Genomic DNA, 22,885 nt, shown 5'->3' on the forward strand with positions numbered 1-22,885 from the left:
ATGTTGATTTTAATAGCGGAAGACGACGAACTGATTTTACGAACAATAGAACATAAATTAATTAAAGAGGGGCATACTGTCATTTTAACACGCAATGGAAAGGAAGCTATTGAAAAGATCAGTGAGTTGGATCTTGATCTTGTTGTGACCGATATCATGATGCCATTTGCATCGGGTATTGAGATTTTGTCTGCCATGCACACAATAGGAAAAAAAATACCTGTCATTGTGCTTTCTAGCATGGGACAGGAGGAAGTTGTGACAGATGCATTTGATTTAGGGGCATCAGATTTTATGGTCAAACCTTTTAGTCCAAATGAACTGCTGCTGCGGATCAAACGTCTGACAGGTAAATAAAGGTTACTATGTTTCAAAAAATAACACTTCACGAACTGGTATTGGCCATAATTATTGTATTTGTGCTGGTATTGCTATTGATTATTGCGGTATTGTTTTATAGTTTTTATAAATACCGTGTTTTATCTAATAGACAAGTCTGGACACAGATCATTGAAAATAAGATTACTGAATCTATAGTGTTGGGACAGAATTTTGTTGAAAACGATGAATCCTTTGATATGCATCTGCGGGAACCAGCGTTCAGAAGTGTTTTTTTAGATCTTTTAGTGGCTTCAGAACGCAAATTTTCTGGTGTTGCCCGAGAAGAGATTACACATTTATTTTATAAGTTTAGTCTTGAGGATGAGGCCTGGCGTAATCTAATTAAAAAGAAAGCATATCACATAGCAGGAGGGATTCAGGAGCTGACCGCAATGCGTGTTTTACGTGCATTACCTACCTTTACATCCTTGCTCGAGCACCGGGAGAAACAGGTATATTTAGAAGCACAGTATGGAATAGTCAGTTTTAAAGGAGCTGAAGGTTTAAGTTTTTTAGATAACCTGAAGCATCCTCTTTCTGAGTGGCAACAGCTTCGTTTACTAAATTCTATTATTGATATTCCCGATCCGAAAATTGTCAATATTACTTTATGGTTGCGAAGTGAAAATACATCTGTGGTTATTTTTACGCTGCGTTTAATGCGTAAATTCCAGATGTTGTCTTATTATAATGAAGTGCTAGAATTACTAGCGCATAATGATACTGCTGTAAAGCTACAGGTAGTGCGTACACTGGAGGCTTTTGAAAATAATAATACGATGGAGCAATTGGTGAGCGCTTTTCCAGAAGAAACATTAGCCGTTCAGATTGAGATCCTAAAAGCAATGAAGGTGTCCAAGAGTCTGGAATGTGATGCGTTTTTGAAAAAACAGTTGTGGGAGCATCCAGCAGTTGCGATCAAAATCTGGTCCGCGGAAGTGTTGGTTAATTTAGGGGAGCGTCAGTATTTACGGGATATGGCTTTGGATGAGAACACGCCGGATGAGTTTAAACATATTATTAACCACGCATTGCAGGAAAAAGTATGCTAGAATTTTCACATATTGTTTACGAAGTAGTGATCTGGATATTTCTTGTATATTCGGCCGCTATATTTTTGATCTCTGGGTGGGTGGGTATCTATGCCTATGGTGCAGTAATACGTTATAAGCATGATAATTCCTATACTGATTATAATCTCATTGCAACCAATGTCAATGCACCTCGTTTTAGCTTAATCGCCCCGGCCTATAATGAAGGTATGACCGTCGTTGAAAATGTACGATCGTTATTATCTCTCTACTACCATAACCTAGAAATTATTATTGTTAATGATGGAAGTCGTGATGATTCTATGGAAAAGCTTATTGAAGCTTATGCATTAGAATCTGTTCCGTTTTTTATACAAGGTGATCTAGAAACCAAAGAGATCCGCGGTATTTATAAAAGTAAAAATGCCGCTTTCAAAAAGCTGATTGTCGTTGATAAAGAGAATGGCGGGAAAGCAGATGCGCTGAATGTGGGGGTAAATATATCTTCTGGCGATTATATCGTCTGCATCGATGTGGACTGTATACTAGAGCAGGATGCACTTTTAAAACTTGCAAAACCTTTCCTAGAGCAGACTGATAAAAGGGTCATTGCTTGTGGTGGCGTCATCCGTTTAGCTAATAACTGCCGTATAGAAAATGGTAAAGTAGTTGACGTTAACCTTCCTAAATCTTGGCTTGGACGTACACAGGCTTTGGAATATATTCGTGCTTTTGTATTGGGAAGAATGGCTTGGTCCCGAGCTTCTGGTCTTATCTTGATTTCAGGGGCTTTTGGGGCTTTTGATAAGCAGATTGTACTAGCCTGTGGTGGATATGACAGTAAAACTGTAGGTGAAGATATGGAACTGGTGGTACGCATGCGCCGTTATATGGAAGAACAGAAACTTCCTTATGAAGTGGTCAACATACCGGATCCATTATGTTGGACTGAGGTGCCTGAGTCTAAGGAGATTTTGAAAAAGCAGCGGAATCGCTGGATGAGAGGTACCATGGAAACACTTTGGAAGCACCGTAAGCTTATGTTCAACTCGAAGTACGGACGGTTAGGAATGGTCAGTATGCCCTATTGGTTTTTCTTTGAATTCCTTGGTCCTGTAATTGAATTTTCAGGATATATTATTTTTCTGATTTTTCTTTTTCTCGGTATTATAAACTGGCCATTTTTCTTTGCACTCTTTGCGCTGGTTATTTCATCGGGGATCTTATATTCTATTTACGCTATTTTGGTCGACTTGGTGAGTCACCAGGTGTACACCAAGAAGCAAGATCTTTCCAAATTGATTGTTACAGCTATTTTGGAACCTTTTTATTTCCATCCAATTGTAGTCGGTGCAGGTGTTCGCGGTGTGGTGGATTATTTTCGTAAACAGCATAGCTGGGGCGATATGAAACGTCAGGGTTTTCAGCAAGGGGCTGAAGATATTCCATTTTTTAAACGGATTGGTTTACAGTTGCGTATTGGATTGAAAAATTATGGTGCTGTAAGCCTTGTATTTTTAGTGTTGTATATGCTTTCTGTCGCTGTAGAATGGTGGTGGTATAGCAGGCAATTTCCACAATTAGGTCAATCAAATGGTTTAATACCACTTCTTTTGAATAATCTCATTTTCGCTTTTCAGATACTAAGTGGTTGCGGTCTTGTGTATCTGATAGTACAGCTTGTTCATCTTTCAGTAGCCAGGATATTATCCATCGTGTTATTGTCTTTTGTCGTGGTAATGCAATATATTTTATTTTTATATTTTGCAGAATCACGCAATTTGTTGGGAGCGGATATGTTTTATTATAATACTGCCGAGATGATGCAAATTTTGGAAGCGAGTGGTATGCTGAGTTTTACCAATATCGCTTTATTAATCTTGCTCGTCGCATGTGCCTATATTCCTTTTTGGATAGCGTCGAAAAAAACGATTAACAGCACCTATGTAGGCCTAAGTATGCTATTTTTAGGAGTTATTGTAAGTTTTATTCCTGTAGACCGCTTTAAAATTTTTAAGATATCTGGTGATGAGTTTGCTCAAAATGCTGCCCGTAGTAAATGGCGTTATTTTCTAAATTCTAATGTCACCAATTATATCGAAGAACATCCGGGAATGTTGGGATTTGGAGCAGAAAAAGAGCCGTCAGGGGAAAACCAAAGCTATCCTTTTCTTCGAAATGAAGATACAAAGGACATATTAGGTACCTACTTTCAAAAAAGTTCATCTGTCCCAAATTTGGTCATTATTGTGGTCGAAGGATTAGGGCATGCCTATAGTTCTCCTTCAGGGTATATCGGAAATTTTACACCTTTTATAGATTCTTTATCGAAGAAGTCCTTGTATTGGGAGAATAATTTAAGTTCTTCAGGCAGAACTTTTTCTGTTTTGCCGACATTGACAGGATCGTTGCCCTTTGCTTCGCATGGTTTCTTAGAACAGGATACTCTACCGGCACATTTTAACCTGTTCAATATCTTAAAAGCAAATGGATTCAATACAGGTTTTTTCTATGGCGGTAATTCAAAGTTTGATTTCATGGAAAAATTCATGACTTACAGTAAAGTGGATACTTTGGTCGATCAGTGGTCTTATGCCGAACCATATAAAAAGCTTCCCGAAAAAGGGGGAGAAAGTTGGGGGTATGAGGATCAAGCTGTATTCGCAAAAATGTTGGAGGTACAGAAAGTGCAGCAGACACCTTACTTTCATCTTTTGTTAACGCTCTCTACCCACAATCCTTTTCTAATCAATAATGCTGCTTTTTATGAAAAACTTTTTGATAAGCGGTTAGCTCTGGGCGATCTGACACCTGATCGCAAAAAATGGGCTTTGCAAAACCGGAAGCAACTGGTGTCTGTATTGAACTTGGACGATGCATTGCAACAGTTTTTCAGGGATTATCAAAAGCGGGCAGATTTCGCTAATACGATCTTTATTATAACCGGTGATCACGCTATGCCTGAGATTCCTTTAGAAAGTAAAATTGATCGCTATCATGTTCCATTAATGATTTATTCACCATTACTAAAGGCGGCACATACTTTCCGTCATAAGGTAAGCCACTTTGATGTGACACCTTCTCTGCTTGCTTTTTATCGTAATAATTATCAGGTGAATACCCCAGGACAGGTAACCTGGATAGGCCGTGGTCTGGAGATCGGAGCTTCTGCTAAAGGAAATGGAGCAGCGATGATGCAAAGTAAGAATCAGTTGATTGACTTTGTCTATGGTGACTACCATATTTCGGATGGCCAGTTGTATAAATTAGATGCAACACTTAATGAGGAACCTCTTTCTGAGGGTTCGGAGCGTGATCTGCTCATCAAGCGTTTCGAACTGTTTAAGCGTCAGAATAAGCAATTCTATACTAAGAAACAGCTACTGCCTGACAGTATTTTTAAGAATTATTTTAAGCAAACGATATCAAAACCCTAAAAGGTTTTGATATAGCCCACTGTGATATCGATTTGATTACCCTTCTCATTAGGTCTAAACTCTTGATTGAAGTACGTAGAAGAAATGGAAAACAGATTTGTACGGTTGACCGAAAAGTTATATTCTGCTCCGATCTTGAATGTTTTAAGCTTATAAATGGACTGGTCTAGGAGATTATTTCGGTTTTCTTCAGGACTAATTCCTGTTCCGATTAGAAATCCTAAATAGTCATTTGCTCCTTTGGTATAGTATCGAACTGTACCTGCGTATGATTGTGATATATTTTCATTGCTTGGGGTCAGATACGTTTTTAGGTTGAACCAGAAATTCTGATAATATTTGCCTATTGATGCTGTATACATCCAGATGTTATCACTGAAATATAGCTGTCTGTATCCGACTTCACCCTCAAAGCTGTGCGGTAAATTTGCATATAAAGAAACACCAGTTCTGTATTTAGGAAATATACCTACATTGTTGGAATAGCCCCCAGCCACATAGAGATAAAACATTTTAGATAATCTTGGATAAGCCTCTACTTCAAATTGTAGTCCATTGTCAGCAAATTTATTCGCATAGTTTGTTCTGAAGATTACTGATCCTAGTGGGGTAGCTCTTTTATAACTAAGTGCTACAATATGCCAGTTATCGTCAAATTGTTTGTCAAAGTGAACAAAGTTATAATTAAGCCCGATAGCATTTTTAGCTGTATACTCCTGGATACTTTTTGCTAAAGCTCTTGCTTCAGCATTTTTAGGATTTAATTTTAGTAGGTTATTTACTGATTTTTCAGCACTTTCATACGCATTATTACTGTAATCTATTTTTGTCCTCAAAAGGAGAAGATCTTCTGAGGTCGGGTGAAAAGAAAGACCTTTATCCACCAAGTTTATTGCTTTGGCCGCTTGATCGTTCCAGTACTCTAAAGAAGCATAGGCTATGTACAAATCTTCATCTTGCACATTTTGACTTTCTAATTTGGAAAATATGGTACGGGCACTATCTATTTTATCAGACCAAGTGTATAGACGTCCTAAAAAGATACTGATATCCGTATATTCGGGAGCCTGTTTCAAAGCCTGTTTACTGATTTTTATCGCTTCCGCATAATTTTTTTGATCAAAAGCCTCTGTTCGTGCTTTAACAAAAAGTTCATCGGCAGTCAGCGTTGTTTCCTGGCCAAAGGAAGCAAACGGAAATCCAAATAAGCAAAGCGATAAATAAACAAATTTATTCATTTCCAATAGATTGTTTTATGTAATATGGTCGATCTTAATAAGCTATAAAGTTAATGAAATTTGTTTGAGATTGAACTGGCAAAATAATTTTATCATCATGCATATAAATCGTCGTAGGTCTTCTTTAAAACAAATTGACAAAGTTGATAAAGACTGGATAGACTTCCTTTGGTATTTCTTCTTACTTAATAACATTTTAAGACAGTCTTGAGGAGAAACTTGTGGATTAAGACTATTATATAATTAATTTAATGATCGGTATTCGGAGGGAGACATGCCTACTTTTTGCTTGAACAGACGAGTGAAATGCTGGGGATAATTGAAACCTAATTCATAGGCAATTTCACTGATTGATTTTTCGTGATCAAAAATTCTTTCTTTGGCGAAATCGATAACCTTAGTTTGGATATATTCCTGTGCAGTAATACCAGTTTCGCTCTTGATGATATCGCCGAAGTAATTTGGAGATAGGTTCAATTCTGAAGCACAGTAAGCTACCGTCGGTAGTCCGATCTTTTGAGATTTATCTTCGGTAAAATAAGCGTTTAATATATCTTCGAATTTTTCCAGTATACCCTTGTTGGAATGGTCCCTGGTTACAAACTGTCTGTCATAGAATCGGGTACAGTAGTTTAAAAATAATTCAATATTGGATGTAATCAATGTTCTGCTGTGCTTGTCAATGCTTTGTTCCATTTCATATTGGATTTTGGTAAAGCAATCTAAAACAATATGCCGCTCTTTTTCGGAAAGATGTAAAGCCTCGTTTACATCATATGAGAAGAAGTTATATTCATGGATTTTCTTTCCCAATGAAGTTCCTTTGATCAGGTCTGGATGAAATAAGAGTGCCCACCCTGAGGGTTGAAAGGTTGTGATATTAGGTTGTACGCCCAATACTTGTCCTGGAGCAATAAAAACCAATGTTCCTTCCTGAAAATCATAATTGTTGCGACCGTATTTCAATTCGCCACATTTTAATTCTTTCAGAAAGATGGCATAAAGACCAAAGTTAAAAGTCTGTGCAGGCATCGGTTTTGTTTTCGATAAGTCGATTACTGTAATTAAGGGATGCAAGGTTTCTATGCCACGCATTTTATTGTAGGCATCAATACTGTCTATTTTGATGATTTCTTCCATAACTCTTTTTTTATAATTCAATATTAAGCAATTACAGCATAGGTCGGGATAGGCTTAGGCTATTAACAGTAATAATGGTAAGCATTGCCGTAATCTGTATAAGCAAGAATCAACTGAACCTAACGAATTTTGTCCTGTTATTTAACAAATGATGATTGGCTAATGAATTTAAACAAATTAAATGGGTAAAGAAAATGAAAAAGCGAGTTTTAGGAAATAGCGGACTTGAAGTGTCAGCAATAGGGATGGGCTGTATGAATCTGAGTTTTGGTACTGGAAAGGCAGTTAGCATACGGGAAGGTGTTCGTGTGATACGTGGAGCTTTTGAGAAAGGAATCACATTTTTTGATACAGCGGAGGCTTACGGACCTTTTACAAATGAAGAATTGGTGGGTGAGGCGTTGATCCCTATTCGCAAGGAAGTCGTTATCGCAACGAAGTTTGGTATGATCTCGGAAGAAGGTGGCTTGAACAGTCGACCTGAACACATACGTAAAGTTGCAGAAGCTTCGCTTAAGCGATTAAGGACAGATTATATTGATTTATTTTATCAACATCGGGTTGATCCGAATGTTCCGATTGAAGATGTCGCCGGTACGGTGGGAGATTTAATTGCGGAGGGGAAGGTAAAGCATTTTGGACTTTCTGAGGTGGGTGCATCTACTATCAGAAAGGCACACGCTATTCAACCGGTCACTGCTGTTCAAAACCAGTATTCGATCTGGACACGTGAGCCGGAACAATATGTGCTACCGCTTTGTGAGGAATTGGGAATTGGTTTTGTGCCGTGGGCCCCTTTGGGTACTGGTTTTTTGACCGGTACGATAACAGCAGAAACTACTTTTGATCCTGAAACTGATCTGCGAGCGAGCTTTCCCAGATTTACCAAAGTAGCGATGCAGGCGAATATGCCTTTAATCAAAATGTTAAATGCATTGGCACTAAAAAAAGGAATATCAACGGTGCAGCTCGCATTAGCTTGGTTGCTTAGTAAAAACCGTCTTATTGTTCCTATCCCGGGAATGGATAAGCTCGACTACATTGATGATAATATTCAGGCGCCCAACGTCATGATGACAGCCGAGGATCTGATCGAAATAGAGGTTGCCCTGACAAGGATCTCCATTCAAGGTGAGCGCCTATCTGCTGAATTGCTCGCGATCTCGGAAGAATAGGATGATTCATGCAATCGTAGAACATGTTGAGTGTCTGATGGGAGCCTTAAAGCATGTAATCTGTAATAATGGTAAGTTAAACAGTAATTTGTATCCTATAATGCTACATATTTGTGCCGATTTTTGAATAAGTGCAAGAACGTGGATTCTTTAGAGCTTGAATCGACTTTTGGGATTTTTTAAATAGTAAAGAATAAACTTAAATGATATGGAACAGAATAATCGAAGAGACTTCTTAAAAAAGGGAGCGTTTATCGGAACGAGCTTATTGGCAACTTCTTCTTTAGGACTTGTAGGATGTAATCGTTCATCCGAAAAAGAAAACCATAGTGACAAAAGTAAGATGAATCTTTCATCAGAAAAAAGGACTTTGGGTAGAGGGAAGCAAAGTCTTGAAGTATCGGCTTTGGGATTAGGTTGCATGGGTATGAGTTATCATCGGAGTTTTATTCCCGATCGAAAGGCAATGATCGACTTATTGAGACGCTCTCCAGAATTGGGATTGAATTTTTACGATACAGCAGAAGCTTATGGTCCTCTGTTCAATGAGGAACTGGTTGGGGAGGCATTGGCTCCGTTTCGTAAGGATATCATCATAGCTACTAAATTTGGTTTTAAAAATGGTAAACCGTCTGAAGGTCTCGATAGTCATCCAGATCGTATTAAAGCAGTTGTCGAACATTCATTGAAAAGCTTAAAAACAGATTACATCGATTTATTGTACCAACATCGTGTTGATCCTAATATCCCTATTGAAGAAGTCGCTGGTGCAGTTAAAGATCTCATAGCAACAGGCAAGGTGAGGCATTTTGGAATGAGTGAGGCGAATGTGGACAATATAAGAAAAGCCCATGCTGTGCAACCGCTAACAGCTTTGCAGAGTGAATATTCTTTATTTACACGTGAACCGGAAAAGGATGTGATTCCGCTATGTGAAGAATTGGGGATTGGTTTTGTACCGTATAGTCCGCTAAGTCGTGGGATGATTACGGGATACTTAAATGAGCGTTCAATATATGATCCTAATAATGATAACAGGCCTTCATTGCCGCGGTATCAACCTGAAAATGTAATTGCGAATTGGAAATTGATTGACACTCTTAAAGAATTTGGAGATCTCCGTGGATTAACCGTTGCACAGGTGGCACTGTCATGGCTCTTAGCGCAGAAATCTTTTATCGTACCGATTCCAGGGACAACTAAATTAGCCCATTTGCAGGAGAATCTTTGGGCTGCAGTTTATGCATTTTCCGCTTCAGATTTGACTAGTTTGACGGCAAAGCTAAATGAGATTACAATTGTCGGCGACCGCTTAACAGGGTTATCTGCTGAGCAAGTAAAGAAGTAAGATGGTTATCATTATAATTGGTTGATTGGTAGGCTCCCAGAAGAAATTCTTGGAGCTTTTCTATTTTTAAAGGAGATATGGAATTTTAATCTAATTGCCATATATTCCGTATTGAAATTGCTTACGGAAAAAATCATTGATTTGAAGGCGGATGAGGAGAAGTAAAAATATGAACCCTGAGACTGGTTATTGAGTCTCAGGATATCATCATGCAAGGTAAAGTATTGCCAGTTATAGACATAATTGTCTCAATTTTTATTGATTTTTGAGGATACGAATTTCAAGAATTTTGTGGCTTCTATTCTGGTCTGCTCCTTTGATTTTTATGTTTAATTGTTTTTCTGCTTCTAGACCCTGTGTCAATGTGAAACGTGCTGTTTTGATATCAGATGTTGCTGTTGCTGGCATTAATTTTCCAACGATAACATCGTTTACCATGATTTCTGTCGTTCTTGGACCTTCTTCCGTTAGATATTTGATATAGATGTCTGCATTTTTGCCATCTTGCTTTTTTAAGATATAACTGAACCAGCCGTCTGCTTCACGCCAACGGGTATCGTCAAATACACCTGCATGACTATTCAGCTGTTGAATAAAATGATCAGATTCCGGTTGTTGCTCCCCGCAGACAACTTTATCCATGGTTAGGGTGTTTAAACGGAGACTCTCTTGTTCATCGCGTTGCATTTTTTCCTGTGTACCAGCAAGCTCTTGTTCCGTCGCTTGCGGCCAATAGATGATATAGCGGCTATCGTGAATCTTGTAAAATGGTTCTAGCTCCATGGTTAGTTCTTCTTTTCCTAGTCGAAGTCCGGATAACGAAAAGTGTAAAGGTTTTGATGCGATGGGCTTCACTAAATTAGGGATGGTACTTGCTTCACTGCTCAGTATCGGTAAATCACGTAAAGGTATCTGCACCCCTTTTGCCACGTGCCCCATACGGCTGTCGTCGGCCAGTAAATCCGGTAATGGCTCAGTCGCAGTACGTGCCCCTAAGACAATGGGACCATAGAGTACGCTATAATAGTTACTGTGATCAGGCAATTGTTCTGTATGGATACCCATAGGGAGCTCAATTTCGACGCGATCAGCTTTTTTCCATGTCCGCTTGATGGTGATGAAGTCCGTTTCTCTAGGATTGGTCTTTTGTACTTTTCCATTGATCCTGACCACTGGTTCTTTCTTTAACCACGCTGGTCTGCGGATATGCAACGTAAAGTTCGCTGCGTGGTTTTTCGGATGAATACGTAATGTGGTATTTGCTTGTTCAGGAAAATTATTTTCCTGAACAATTTCGACTCCTTGTTCTTGCCAGTTTAAACGAGAAGGAATAAAGAGGTTGACAAAAAGGTCAGCCTCCTTGTACGCGTAGATCATCTCTCCATATTTGGCATGATTTTCCATTCCCGATCCAACGCAGCACCACATGCTGGTATGGGGCTGTGAATAGACCCGGTAATGGCCAGGACGAATTTGTGTGAAATAGACAAAACCTCCATGTTCAGGATGTTGACTGGAAAGGATATGGTTATATAAACTTCTTTCGTAATAATCCAGATATCGACCTTGCGGATCGGTCTGATATAACATTTTTGTTAAACGGAGCATATTATAAGTATTACAGGTTTCAGGTCCTTCAATACTGTGTACCATCTTCGAGAAATCATCTGTAGGATTAAAATGTTCACTAACACTATTACCACCAAAGGAGATAGAACGTTGCGTCACGACACTTTCCCAGAAATAGCGAACAGCATCTTCCCATGTTTCATCCTGCGCAAGATCAGCGATTCTTTTGAATCCTAGTACTTTTGGGATTTGTGTGTTGGCATGTTGACCGGTTAGTTTATCCTGGTGTTTGATCAATGGATCTAGCACATCATGATGGCTAAACTGACGCGCAAGTGTTAGATAGTCAGTATTTTGTGTGATGGCAGCAACATCTGCAAAGATTTCATTAAGACCCCCATGTTCACTGCGCAACATATCCTGAATCTCCTTCTCAGACAATTGTTGCACAAGGGCAATAGCCCAATCAGTCATTTTGATCAACATGTCCTTAGCTTCTGGAGTGCCGGTAAGGAGGTAGACATCTCGTAAACCGGCATAGGTTTTATGAATATTATATAAAGGGACCCATTTACCATTCAACGTGAATCCGCCGGCTTGGATATTCCCCTTTTTGATTTCCTCCCAGATGGTTTTTCCGCCGGGAACACCACCGATGTATCCATTACCATTAGCATCTTGGCAGTTTTTCAAATTGGACAGCATATAATCCAATCTTTTTTTGATTTGTATGTCATCTGTTGAAGCATACATATGTGCTAGAGCGGAAAGGTAATGACCACCTATATGACCATCTAATCCTGTGTTTTCCCAATTGGTATAAGATTCTTTTTTTTGTGGTAAACCTGCTTCGCGAAGAAAAGGAGCGAGTAAACGATCTGCATCAAGTGTTAATAAATATGTTAAATCTAGATCCTCAGCATGTTTGAATTCACCCGGAAGTAAACGGACATCTTTCAGTTCAAAATAGCTTATTTGAGGTTTCGTTTGAGCAGCTAGTGTGCTCGTAAAGATAACCGCGTAAGTAGCATAGGAAAGGATATGTTGTAGCTTCATAAAAGTTCAGGTGGAGGTAATGATTTTGTAATAGAGTGTTAAATGTTATTTATACATTTATTTAGCTAGGCAAAAAAAATGGCTCTTGTACGTGAGCGCATTTGACTAACCATTTAAGGACCAACTCGGTAAGTAGCTTAAAAATGACATGATCTTTTCTTTATAAATATCTTTGTTTAAACGGAAGTAGAAGGCTCCTTTTTTCGAATTTTCTTTGTCTTTTTCCTTAAGTTTAATGATCAGTTCTGAAGACAGGAGCTTACGACTAAAATTGCGGGTATCCAGTTCGGTATCATAGACACCTTCGTAAAGTGCAACAATTTGTGGAATGGTGAATTTTTCAGGCAAGAGCTCAAACAGAATGGGGTAGAGAGCAGCTTTCATGCGCAATTTTTGTTTTGCTTTCTCGATCATCTGAGGGTGGTCGAAAATCAATTCCGGTTGTTCTTTGAGCGGAAACCAGCGCGCTTCAAACTCCTCACTAATAATATGCTTATATTGGTGGGTATCAATCAATGCAAAATGTGCAATGCTGACAACTCGGCCATATTTTTCACGGTCAGGATCTCCAAAGATACCGCAGTCTTCCATATAGACATCTTCTAAACCTGTTAGTTTTTTTAAGATACGGGAAGCCGCCTGCTGTGGATTTTCATCAGGTTGAACAAATCCTCCCATTAAGCTCCATTTATTTCGTTCGGGCTCGAACCCACGTTTTATCAGCAAAATTTCTAGTGATTCGCCATTAAAGCCAAAAATAATACAGTCCACAGCTAATAATAAGCTTGGTTCGTTCTTGTAAAAATCCATAATTGATTAATCTCGTTTTATAATTAATTAAAGATACAAAATGTCTCGTATCTGTTATAATATCTAACATGTTTAAGAAAATAATATATTTTCTGTCTTTTTTATACGATTGCGTGATAAAAAAGGTCATATTTTATTTCTATCGCAATACAAATCAACGAAAAAAAAAATTAAAATTTCATTATTTAAAAAAATAAATGTTAATTTGACATTAATTACTAGAGACGCTGAATCGCATGATGGATTCGTGAACGTGTTTTAATATGTAATTGATTATAAATCAATATTATAAACCAAATCAATCAATAAATGAATAAAGCTTATGTGATCGGCTTAGATTACGGGAGTGATTCCGTTCGATCGGTTTTAGTAGATGCGGCAAATGGCGAAGAAGTTTCTAGCGCTGTATTCTATTATCCGAGATGGAGCAGCGGTAAATTTTGTGATCCGATGACGAATCAGTTTCGTCAGCATCCGTTAGACTATATAGAGGGACTGGAATCAACGATACGAGAATGCCTTCAAAAGGCCGATAATGATGAGATTGTCAAAGCGGTAAAAGCAATTTCTGTCGATACAACTGGCTCTACACCGATAGCTGTTGATAAACAGGGAATACCGCTCGCTTTGTCCGATCGTTTTGCAGACAATCCCAACGCGATGTTTGTGCTTTGGAAAGACCATACAGCAGTTCAAGAAGCGAAGGAAATTAATGCGCATGCACAAAAATACGATACGGATTACTTAAAATATGTTGGTGGAATATATTCGTCAGAATGGTTTTGGGCAAAATTGCTTCATATACTGCGTGATGATCAGGATGTTCGCAAGGCACTATATACCTGGGTGGAGCACTGTGACTACATTCCGTTCTTATTGACAGGAGGAAAACGTGCTCAGGATATCAAACGTAGTGTATGTGCGGCAGGGCATAAATCTTTATGGGCTGCTGATTTTGGTGGTCTTCCACCGAATCATTTTTTTGCAGAACTGGATCCGTATTTAGATGGTATGGTTGATCGTTTATTTACCGAAACGTATACTGCTGCCGAATCTGCTGGAACGCTCTCGGAAGAATGGGCAGACCGACTGGGACTTTCCACTGATGTAGTTGTTGGTGTTGGTGCTTTTGATTGCCATATGGGTGCTGTAGGTGGACAGATCGAACCGTATTATTTAAGTAAAGTGATGGGAACTTCTACCTGTGATATGTTGGTAGCTCCGCAAGATGAGGTGGGCAACACATTGGTAAAGGGTATCTGTGGTCAGGTCAATGGTTCGATTATCCCGGGTATGATGGGTATGGAAGCTGGCCAGTCGGCTTTTGGTGATGCTTATGCTTGGTTTAGACAAGTGTTATCATGGCCAGTTACTAATTTAATTGCGCAGTCAAACGATTTTTCGGCCGCAGATAAAACAAAAATCGCGAACCTTATTGATACACAATTAATCCCTGAATTAAGTCGAAAGGCTGAAGCATTACCGGTCACAGCATCTTCTGAATTGGCAATAGATTGGTTTAATGGCCGTCGTACACCTGATGCTGATCAAACTTTAAAAGGCGCTTTAATGGGGCTTCATCTTGGTACAGATGCGGTACGTATCTTTCGATCAATTGTCGAAGCTACTTGTTTCGGAGCAAAAAGTATAGTAGATCGTTTTGTAGAACAAGGGATTCCAGTCAAGGGATTAATTGGTTTGGGTGGAGTAGCAAAAAAATCTCCATATATCATGCAGACCATGGCTGATGTGATGAATATGCCTATCCGTATTCATAAATCTGAACAGACTTGCGCTATAGGGGCGGCTATGTTTGCGGCTACTGCGGCTGGTATTTATGCTAAGGTTGAAGATGCTATGGAAGCGATGGGGCAGGGTTTCGAAAAAACTTACGAACCTCGTGCTGAGATGGTCGCCATCTATGCCAAACGATACCAGCACTACCTTAAGCTCGGTACATTTATCGAAGAAACTAAACACTAAGCGAAAAGTGTCGTAACGCCTTACTAATTGTTACCGCTCTTCATGATTTTTTAATTTTTTGAATTTGAAATAATGATATATACATCTATAAAAGAAGAAGCTTATCAATGTAATATGCAGTTGCCTCAATTGGGACTGGTACTTTTTACTTTTGGTAATGTAAGTGTTGCGGATCGTGACAAGGCTGTATTTGCCATTAAACCCAGTGGAGTGTCTTATGATCAATTAACACCGGATCATATGGTTATTGTTGATTTTGAGGGTCGTGTGGTTGAAGGTAAGCTGAGGCCATCATCAGATACGAAAACACATGCTGTACTTTATAAGCATTGGGAAGGTGTGGGTGGTATTACACATACGCATTCAACTTATGCCACTGCTTGGGCACAGAGCCAGCGTGATATTCCCATTTTTGGAACGACTCACGCCGATCACTTAACTTCCGATATTCCTTGTGCGGCACCTATGGAAGATGATATGATAGCTGGTAATTATGAATACGAAACAGGATTTCAGATAATCAATCATTTTAATGAACATAAGCTCGATTACAAGGAAGTGGAGATGATTTTAGTTGGTAACCATGCACCTTTTACATGGGGGAAAACGGGAGATAAATCGGTATACAACAGCGCTGTTTTGGAAACAGTAGCAAAAATGGCTTTGCTTACGGAGCAGATCAATCCGAAGGCTCCACGTCTAAAGGATGCATTGATCAAAAAACATTATGAACGTAAGCATGGTGGTGCTGCGTATTATGGTCAAGAATAAAAATACCTAATAATCAAAAATAAACGAATAAAATTGAAAGGAGATTGGATCTAAAGCCAATCAAAAATTATTAACTATGAATATCGATTTAAATAAATTGGAAGTTTGGTTCGTTACTGGGAGCCAGGATTTATATGGTGAAGAGACACTAAAACAAGTGGCGGTACATGCTGAAGAAGTGGCACAATACTTTTCGGCACATAGGGAGATCCCTGTACAGGTAGTATACAAACCCATTGTCAAAAATAGTGAAGAAATATACAGTACTTTAACTGCTGCTAATACTGCTGCAAACTGTATCGGTGTGATTACATGGATGCATACATTCTCACCCGCGAAAATGTGGATTAGAGGATTGCAGGCTTTACAGAAACCTTTACTTCATTTGCATACTCAGTATAACCGTGATATCCCTTGGAGTACGATGGACATGGATTTTATGAATCTAAACCAAAGTGCACATGGTGATCGTGAATTTGGTCATATTGTGACTCGTTTGAATATTGGTAGAAAAGTAGTAACTGGTCACTGGAAAGATGAGGAGGTCATTGCACGCATAAATGTGTGGGTACGTGCAGCAGCTGCTTGGCATGACTGGCAAGGAGCAAAATTTGTTCGTTTTGGTGACAATATGCGTTACGTGGCGGTTACTGATGGTGATAAAGTGTCTGCAGAGGCAGAATTTGGATTTTCAGTGAATACTTATGCCATTGGCGATCTTGTTGCTGTGGTCGATGCGGTAACGGAATCTGAAATCAATATGTTGTTAGCGGATTACGAGGCGACTTACGATTTAGCGCCAAATGTAGTGGAAGGTGGGGAGCAGCGTCAAAGTTTAGTTGAAGCTGCCCGTATTGAACTTGGGTTAAGGAAGTTTTTAGTATCGGGAAACTACAAAGGTTTTACTGATACTTTTGAAGATTTGCATGGACTTGTACAGCTACCGGGATTAGCCGTGCAGCGATTGATGGCAGAAGGATATGGATTTGCTGGTGAAGGTGATTGGAAAACACCAGCTTTAGTGCGTGCATGTAAAGTAATGGGTGCTGGTTTGCCGGGTACTACGGCATTTATGGAAGACTACACATATCATTTTGATCCTGCGAATGAAATGGTACTAGGTTCGCATATGCTTGAGGTGGATCCTGCTTTAGCAGCTGATAAGCCTCGAATAGAAGTACATCCGTTGGGAATTGGCGGTAAGGCCGATCCTGCGCGTTTGGTGTTTGATGGCTTAAGTGGTCCTGCTTTGAATGCTTCACTGATTGATTTAGGAACTCGTTTTCGCTTGATCGTCAATAAAGTGGTGGGTGTCGATGTGAAAGAGGAGTTGCCTAAATTGCCGGTGGCACGGGTTCTATGGAAACCCCTTCCGGATATGAAAACTGCTTGTAGTGCATGGATCTATGCTGGTGGTGCTCATCATACTGCTTATAGTTTAAGTTTAACACCTGAATATCTGGAAGATTTTGCCCGTATTGCTGGACTGGAGTATGTCGCTATTGATGAAAATACGACGTTGACGCATCTGGAAAACCAATTGAAGTGGAATGAACTCTATTTTTTAATGAAGAAATAAACGAAATTGTCCTTCTGTTTTTTTGCAGAGGGACTTCATCATAAGCAAGTCGCAACACTATGGATAAATTTGCAACGGTAGATTACATCATCTTTGTCGTCTACTTTATTATTGTAGCCGGATATGGCTTCTGGATTTACAGCAGAAAAACAGCAGCCAATAATAGCAGTAAAGACTATTTCTTGGCAGAGGGTTCATTGACCTGGTGGGCTATTGGGGCATCATTAATTGCATCCAATATATCTGCCGAACAATTTATTGGCATGAGTGGTAACGGATTTGAGGTCGGTATTGCCGTTGCGGCTTACGAACTCATTGCTGCTGTAGCATTAATTATTGTGGCCGTGTGGTTTATACCTGTTTATCTGAAGAATAAAATCTTTACGATGCCACAGTTTTTAAACAATCGATACAATGAAACGACCAGTCTGATTATGGCTGTTTTCTGGCTTTTCTTATATGTGTTTGTCAACTTAACGTCGATCTTATACCTCGGCGCAATCGCTATATCGAGTATGGCCGGTGGGGGTGATAGTTTTCACTTGATCATGGTGGCACTGGCTGTATTTGCTGTGATTATTACACTAGGTGGTATGCGTGTCATCGGTTTTACCGATGTCATCCAAGTGGTAGTCTTGATTATCGGCGGTATCGCTACTACTTATGTTGCATTAACATTGGTGAGTGAACACTTTGGTCTAGGCAAGGACGTATTGGCTGGTTTCAACAAGCTAATGGAAGATTCGCCTAAGCACTTTGAAATGATCGTGGATAAACCTGGAGTCGGCGCGACACAAGAGGAGATCAATAAATATTTGATGTTGCCCGGAATAGGCATGTACCTGGCAGGTATCTGGATTGTGAATTTGAATTACTGGGGCTGTAATCAATACATCACCCAACGTGCATTGGGAGCGGATCTAAAAACTGCGCGTATGGGTATTTTATTTGCAGGCTTATTAAAACTGTTAATGCCGCTAATCGTGATGTTGCCTGGTATAGCAGCATATGTACTTTATAAAAATGGAGCATTGCAAGAAGAGATGGCTCCAGGAGGGGTATTTCATGCTGATAATGCTTATTCTGCCATTCTCGGACATCTGCCAAATGGCATGAAGGGTTTAGCACTTGCGGCACTAACGGCTGCTATCGTTGCCGGTTTAGCAGGTAAAGCAAATAGTATTGCGACTATTTATACGTTGGATATCTACAAAAAATACATCAATGCAGGTGCTTCGGAATCGAAAATGGTATGGGTAGGTAAAATCACGATCGTCATTTCTATCCTTGTGGCTGTCCTATTTACCTGGAATGATACATTAGGAATTGGTGGTGCTGGAGGATTCACTTTCATCCAAAAATACACGGGCTTTATTAGTCCTGGTGTATTTGCAATGTTCTTATTGGGAATGTTCTGGAAACGTACCACAGGTCCTGCTGCAATCACGGGATTGATTTCGGGATTTGGTTTATCGATATTTTTCAATGAGTTTGCAACAAAGGTATTTGGTCCTGAAACTTGGCTGTACACAGCCTACATCAATAAAAGCGGCAACTACGAAATTCCATTTCAGATCTGTATGGGACTAGCTTTTGCTTTTACCTTGGCCATGATGATCGGTGTTAGTTTATTGGGTCCAAAAGAGAATCCAAAAGCATTTGTTCTGGACAAAAAGATGTTCAAAGTAGAGCCCTCGATTTTGGTATTGATTGTGGTAACACTCTTATTAGTAACAGCTATATATGTGCGTTTTTGGTAGATGTAATAATGATTAATCAATTGTAAATCATAACAATATGAATAGTAAAATTATAAATGGTATTTTATTGACCTCCGTATTGGCTTGTGGTTGCCAACAGAGCTCGAATAAACAGCATACGAATGAAACGACAGATTCTGTGGATAAGTCTTTTGATACGGTTATCGATAGTAAAGATGTCAAATTGTATACATTAACGAATGGCAAGCTTAAAGCTGCGCTGACAAATTATGGTGCAAGGTTAGTGAACTTACAGGTTCCTGATAAAGCCGGCAACTTGACAGATGTGATCCTTGGTTATGACAGTGCTGCAGCGTATAAAGCTAATGCAAGTAATTTTTATGGGGCTATCGTAGGTCGTTATGGAAATAGAATCGGGGATGCAACTTTCACTTTACAGGGAGTTAAATACGAACTGGAGAAGAATGACGGAAAAAACTCCCTGCATGGGGGTACTCATGGTGTTTACAATCAAGTATGGGATGTCGCGAACAGTTCAGATTCATCCATTACCTTCACGTATCTTTCTCCTGATGGAGAGGCGGGTTATCCTGGTGAAGTGAAAATGCAAGTAACCTATACATTAAGTCATGCCGGCGGACTGGTAATGGATTACCAAGCGACTACGGATAAAGAAACGGTATTAAACCTCACAAACCACGCTTATTTTAATTTAAGTGGTGCAGGATCTGCAACAATATTGGACCATGAATTGCAAATCGATGCGGAAGCAATTACGGAAGTTGATGATACTTTGATACCAACAGGAAAAAGTATTCAAGTGGAGGGAACACCATTTGATTTTCGTAAAGCATTTGTCATCGGTGAGCGCATTGAAACAGAAGATGCACAGCTGAAGATCGGAAAAGGCTATGACCATAACTTTGAATTGCGTAAAGCGTCTGGTTTTAGAAAGGTTGCTTCTGTGTATGCTCCGAAAACGGGAATAGAAATGCAAGTATTAACGACAGAACCGGGTTTACAGTTTTATAGTGGCAATTTCATGAAGGACACTGATCCTAAAGGGAAAGGTGGTTTGGTATATCCGTTCCGTTCTGCATTTTGTTTAGAAACACAGCATTATCCGGATGCACCTAACCATCCAGCATTTGCTTCTACGGTGTTGAAACCAGAACAAACTTATAGCACGAAATCGGAATATAGATTTATTATAAGATAATATAGGATGAAAAAAATTGAGCTATTACTAGCAGCTATGATGGCTGGATCTACGGCATTATTTGCACAAACCCCTATAAGTTTTAAAGTGGACCTTGACCAATCTGCTGGAAAGATGTCACGAGACATGTGGGGAGTGTTTTTTGAAGATATTAACATGGGTGCCGATGGTGGAATATATGCTGAATTAGTTAAAAACCGATCTTTCGAGTTTAACGAACCTTGGATGGGATGGAAAAAACTGACTAAAGAACCAGAAGGCACTTTTCTAATTACAAACAACAGTAAACGAAAAGGAAATCCGCGCTCATTGAAGATTCATAATCCAAAGGGTGTCCAGCTTGGGGTGCAAAATGAAGGTTTCCGAGGTATGGGAATTAAGAAAGGGGAGCAGTATGAATTTTCACTTCTTTTTAAAGAAGCTTCTAGCGGAATGCGTATTCGTGTCGAATTGTTAAATGAAGAGGATAAAGTGATTGGATCAAGTGAGTTAACATTGGCTAGTGGAAGTGATTGGCAAAGTGGGGCATCAAAATTTACGGCTTTAGAGACTGTTGCTAAAGGTAAGTTGAATGTCTGGATCGAAGGAGCGGGCGATGTGGAAGTGGATATGATTTCTCTTTTCCCAATGGATACCTGGAAAAATAGATCTAAAGGCTTACGTAAGGATATGGTGCAGCTATTGGCAGATATGAAACCTGGATTTATCCGTTTTCCTGGAGGTTGTATAGTGGAAGGTAGGGATCTAGCGAGTCGGTTCCAATGGAAAAAAACAGTAGGTCCGATCGAGGAACGTGAATTGATCATTAACCGTTGGAATACTGAATTTAAGCACAGACCGGCACCGGATTATTTTCAAACTTTTGGATTGGGATTTTATGAATATTTCTTAATGGCTGAAGATATTGGCGCTAAGGCAGTGCCCATCTTAAACTGTGGGATGGCATGTCAGTTTAATACGGCAGAGCTTGTTCCAATGGATGAGTTGGACACATATGTTCAGGATGCTTTGGATCTGATTGAATTTGCCAATGGGGCTGTGACGACTACTTGGGGTAAACTTCGTTCAGACATGGGGCATCCGGCTCCTTTCAACCTGGAAATGTTGGGTGTAGGGAATGAAAATTGGGGACCTCAGTATGTAGAGCGTTTAGCTGCATTTAAAAAGGTTTTAAATGAGAAGCATCCTGAAATCGCCATTATAGCAAGCTCAGGAACAGATCCCGATGGCGAGCGTTTTGCTTATCTGGATGAACAATTACGGGAGATGAAGATTGATATTATTGATGAACATTATTATAGACCGCCATCATGGTTTTTGTCAAGTGTATCTCGTTATGATGATTATGACCGTAACGGTCCTAAAGTGTTTGCCGGTGAATATGCTTCACACACTACGCGACCAAACGGTCCTGGTCGGAGTACTTGGGAAGCAGCTCTATCAGAAGCAGCATTCTTAACTGGACTCGAGCGAAATGCTGATGTTGTGCAAATGGCATCGTATGCACCATTATTTGGCCATGTGGATGGCTGGCAATGGACTCCAGATTTGATTTGGGTGGATAATTTAAATGCATATGGAACACCAAGTTATCAGGTGCAGAAATTGTATTCCACCAATACTGGTACGGATATCGTACCCGTTAAATGGAATGGAGCTGCTGTCGCAGGTAAAGATAGTTTATTCGCATCGTCTGTTTACGACAGTATCACGAAGGAATTGATTATCAAATTTGTGAATTATAATAGTAAACCGGTACAGGTTAACTTTGATATCAACTCGAAGAAAAAACTTAAACAAAATGCTATGAAAACGACATTGGCAAATGGGGACTTGAGTATATCAACAAGTTTTGAAGAACCATTGAAAATACAGCCCAAAGTGGAACAAGTTAATTATAAAGGGAAAAAGATAGCAGATACGTTTGCACCATACTCTTTGACAGTCATTAAGCTGGCTGTCCAATAAAATAAGTTTTTTACAATGATACGGTCATGGGTCGCAATGCAGTGCAAAATCACCATGAACTAAACGAAGCTTTGTCTTAGACAAAGCAGTTATATGATTAAGCCTGAAGCCTTCACCTAGGCGTCAGGTTATAAATATACTCGTGATCGTATCATTTTGTTGACTCCATTATTATTTGTCTGCGGAGATGTGCTGAGCATGATGCAGCCGGTGAGGGGAGATATGATCTGAAGTTCTACTTGGTGCCATTTGGAAAAGTGATTACAATTATTCTGGTCTTTAAAGCCGTTCGAAACAGTACATCTTGGTTTTGTAGGTACTGTAGGCGGACATCATTTGAAATGGATGCGATCTAGAAAAAGGCATTACATCAAAATAACCTATAAACCGAAAGGTGAAGCAGGCATATGGTTGTGTTGGCGCTTTTAGGTTGATGTAAGTTATCTATTTCGGATTATT

At 39.5% G+C, this 22,885-nt stretch carries 15 protein-coding genes; 11 read left to right on the forward strand and 4 right to left on the reverse strand.

Annotated elements, in window-relative coordinates:
* From ACFS6I_RS06485 to ACFS6I_RS06495, 3 genes are read left to right on the forward strand one after another with little or no spacing between them, the layout of a single operon-like run.
* Complete coding sequence (locus ACFS6I_RS06485; RefSeq protein WP_132773900.1) at window positions 1-357, forward strand: response regulator transcription factor; 357 nt, start codon at window positions 1-3, stop codon at window positions 355-357.
* A gap of 8 nt (window positions 358-365) precedes the next feature.
* Window positions 366-1,433, forward strand: coding sequence for a hypothetical protein (locus tag ACFS6I_RS06490; RefSeq protein ID WP_380918975.1), 1,068 nt, complete (start codon window positions 366-368; stop codon window positions 1,431-1,433).
* Window positions 1,427-4,849: a sulfatase-like hydrolase/transferase gene (locus tag ACFS6I_RS06495; protein ID WP_380918977.1), complete on the forward strand. Its 3,423-nt coding sequence runs from the start codon at window positions 1,427-1,429 to the stop codon at window positions 4,847-4,849. Before ACFS6I_RS06490 ends, ACFS6I_RS06495 begins: the two co-directional genes overlap by 7 nt.
* Here ACFS6I_RS06495 and ACFS6I_RS06500 read toward each other — a convergent pair.
* Together ACFS6I_RS06500 and ACFS6I_RS06505 are read right to left on the reverse strand one after the other, a co-directional pair.
* On the reverse strand, window positions 4,846-6,087 hold the full coding sequence (locus ACFS6I_RS06500; RefSeq protein WP_183912288.1) for a YaiO family outer membrane beta-barrel protein: 1,242 nt from the start codon (window positions 6,085-6,087) through the stop codon (window positions 4,846-4,848). The two genes, ACFS6I_RS06495 and ACFS6I_RS06500, sit on opposite strands and share 4 nt — an antisense overlap.
* A gap of 243 nt (window positions 6,088-6,330) precedes the next feature.
* The gene (locus tag ACFS6I_RS06505) at window positions 6,331-7,227 is read right to left on the reverse strand and encodes a helix-turn-helix domain-containing protein (RefSeq protein WP_132842448.1); all 897 of its coding nucleotides are present in this window, start codon (window positions 7,225-7,227) and stop codon (window positions 6,331-6,333) included.
* A 194-nt stretch (window positions 7,228-7,421) separates the two neighbouring features.
* Here ACFS6I_RS06505 and ACFS6I_RS06510 point away from each other — a divergent pair, with 194 nt between their 5' ends.
* Together ACFS6I_RS06510 and ACFS6I_RS06515 are read left to right on the forward strand one after the other, a co-directional pair.
* Complete coding sequence (locus ACFS6I_RS06510) at window positions 7,422-8,402, forward strand: aldo/keto reductase (RefSeq protein WP_380918980.1); 981 nt, start codon at window positions 7,422-7,424, stop codon at window positions 8,400-8,402.
* A gap of 208 nt (window positions 8,403-8,610) precedes the next feature.
* Window positions 8,611-9,750 carry an aldo/keto reductase gene (locus ACFS6I_RS06515; protein WP_380918982.1) on the forward strand — a complete coding sequence of 380 codons (1,140 nt, stop codon included), beginning with the start codon at window positions 8,611-8,613 and terminating at the stop codon, window positions 9,748-9,750.
* Window positions 9,751-10,005: 255 nt separating this feature from the next.
* Here the strand turns inward: ACFS6I_RS06515 and ACFS6I_RS06520 are convergent, their stop codons facing one another.
* Together ACFS6I_RS06520 and ACFS6I_RS06525 are read right to left on the reverse strand one after the other, a co-directional pair.
* Complete coding sequence (locus ACFS6I_RS06520) at window positions 10,006-12,375, reverse strand: beta-L-arabinofuranosidase domain-containing protein (protein ID WP_380918984.1); 2,370 nt, start codon at window positions 12,373-12,375, stop codon at window positions 10,006-10,008.
* Between the two features lie 105 nt (window positions 12,376-12,480).
* Window positions 12,481-13,185 carry an NUDIX hydrolase gene (locus tag ACFS6I_RS06525; protein ID WP_132842453.1) on the reverse strand — a complete coding sequence of 235 codons (705 nt, stop codon included), beginning with the start codon at window positions 13,183-13,185 and terminating at the stop codon, window positions 12,481-12,483.
* A gap of 309 nt (window positions 13,186-13,494) precedes the next feature.
* On the opposite strand from ACFS6I_RS06525, the gene ACFS6I_RS06530 reads away from it, so the two are divergent.
* From ACFS6I_RS06530 to ACFS6I_RS06555, 6 genes are all read left to right on the forward strand, one after another.
* A complete protein-coding gene (locus ACFS6I_RS06530) occupies window positions 13,495-15,168 on the forward strand; it encodes a ribulokinase (protein ID WP_380918986.1) in 1,674 nt (557 codons plus the stop codon).
* 72 nt (window positions 15,169-15,240) lie between these two features.
* Window positions 15,241-15,939 (forward strand): L-ribulose-5-phosphate 4-epimerase, encoded by a 699-nt coding sequence (locus tag ACFS6I_RS06535; protein WP_380918988.1) that lies wholly within the window; start codon window positions 15,241-15,243, stop codon window positions 15,937-15,939.
* A 76-nt stretch (window positions 15,940-16,015) separates the two neighbouring features.
* The gene (gene araA, locus ACFS6I_RS06540) at window positions 16,016-17,518 is read left to right on the forward strand and encodes an L-arabinose isomerase (RefSeq protein WP_380918990.1); all 1,503 of its coding nucleotides are present in this window, start codon (window positions 16,016-16,018) and stop codon (window positions 17,516-17,518) included.
* 59 nt (window positions 17,519-17,577) lie between these two features.
* A complete protein-coding gene (locus tag ACFS6I_RS06545; protein ID WP_183912304.1) occupies window positions 17,578-19,278 on the forward strand; it encodes a sodium:solute symporter family transporter in 1,701 nt (566 codons plus the stop codon).
* Between the two features lie 37 nt (window positions 19,279-19,315).
* On the forward strand, window positions 19,316-20,458 hold the full coding sequence (locus ACFS6I_RS06550; protein WP_380918992.1) for an aldose epimerase family protein: 1,143 nt from the start codon (window positions 19,316-19,318) through the stop codon (window positions 20,456-20,458).
* Window positions 20,459-20,464: 6 nt separating this feature from the next.
* A complete protein-coding gene (locus ACFS6I_RS06555; protein ID WP_380918994.1) occupies window positions 20,465-22,426 on the forward strand; it encodes an alpha-L-arabinofuranosidase C-terminal domain-containing protein in 1,962 nt (653 codons plus the stop codon).
* Window positions 22,427-22,885 lie beyond the last annotated feature (459 nt).

The sequence above is a fragment of the Sphingobacterium anhuiense genome (assembly GCF_042686355.1).
GTDB lineage: Bacteria > Bacteroidota > Bacteroidia > Sphingobacteriales > Sphingobacteriaceae > Sphingobacterium > Sphingobacterium anhuiense.

Excerpts from the sequence above, each read along its gene's own strand:
- ACFS6I_RS06550 (WP_380918992.1), top strand. The coding sequence starts at position 19,316 with ATGAATAGTAAAATTATAAATGGTATTTTATTGACCTCCGTATTGGCT.
- ACFS6I_RS06530 (WP_380918986.1), top strand. The coding sequence starts at position 13,495 with ATGAATAAAGCTTATGTGATCGGCTTAGATTACGGGAGTGATTCCGTT.
- ACFS6I_RS06545 (WP_183912304.1), top strand. The coding sequence starts at position 17,578 with ATGGATAAATTTGCAACGGTAGATTACATCATCTTTGTCGTCTACTTT.
- ACFS6I_RS06535 (WP_380918988.1), top strand. The coding sequence starts at position 15,241 with ATGATATATACATCTATAAAAGAAGAAGCTTATCAATGTAATATGCAG.
- ACFS6I_RS06505 (WP_132842448.1), bottom strand. The coding sequence starts at position 7,227 with ATGGAAGAAATCATCAAAATAGACAGTATTGATGCCTACAATAAAATG.
- ACFS6I_RS06485 (WP_132773900.1), top strand. The coding sequence starts at position 1 with ATGTTGATTTTAATAGCGGAAGACGACGAACTGATTTTACGAACAATA.
- ACFS6I_RS06510 (WP_380918980.1), top strand. The coding sequence starts at position 7,422 with ATGAAAAAGCGAGTTTTAGGAAATAGCGGACTTGAAGTGTCAGCAATA.
- ACFS6I_RS06555 (WP_380918994.1), top strand. The coding sequence starts at position 20,465 with ATGAAAAAAATTGAGCTATTACTAGCAGCTATGATGGCTGGATCTACG.
- ACFS6I_RS06500 (WP_183912288.1), bottom strand. The coding sequence starts at position 6,087 with ATGAATAAATTTGTTTATTTATCGCTTTGCTTATTTGGATTTCCGTTT.
- araA (WP_380918990.1), top strand. The coding sequence starts at position 16,016 with ATGAATATCGATTTAAATAAATTGGAAGTTTGGTTCGTTACTGGGAGC.
- ACFS6I_RS06490 (WP_380918975.1), top strand. The coding sequence starts at position 366 with ATGTTTCAAAAAATAACACTTCACGAACTGGTATTGGCCATAATTATT.
- ACFS6I_RS06525 (WP_132842453.1), bottom strand. The coding sequence starts at position 13,185 with ATGGATTTTTACAAGAACGAACCAAGCTTATTATTAGCTGTGGACTGT.
- ACFS6I_RS06495 (WP_380918977.1), top strand. The coding sequence starts at position 1,427 with ATGCTAGAATTTTCACATATTGTTTACGAAGTAGTGATCTGGATATTT.
- ACFS6I_RS06515 (WP_380918982.1), top strand. The coding sequence starts at position 8,611 with ATGGAACAGAATAATCGAAGAGACTTCTTAAAAAAGGGAGCGTTTATC.
- ACFS6I_RS06520 (WP_380918984.1), bottom strand. The coding sequence starts at position 12,375 with ATGAAGCTACAACATATCCTTTCCTATGCTACTTACGCGGTTATCTTT.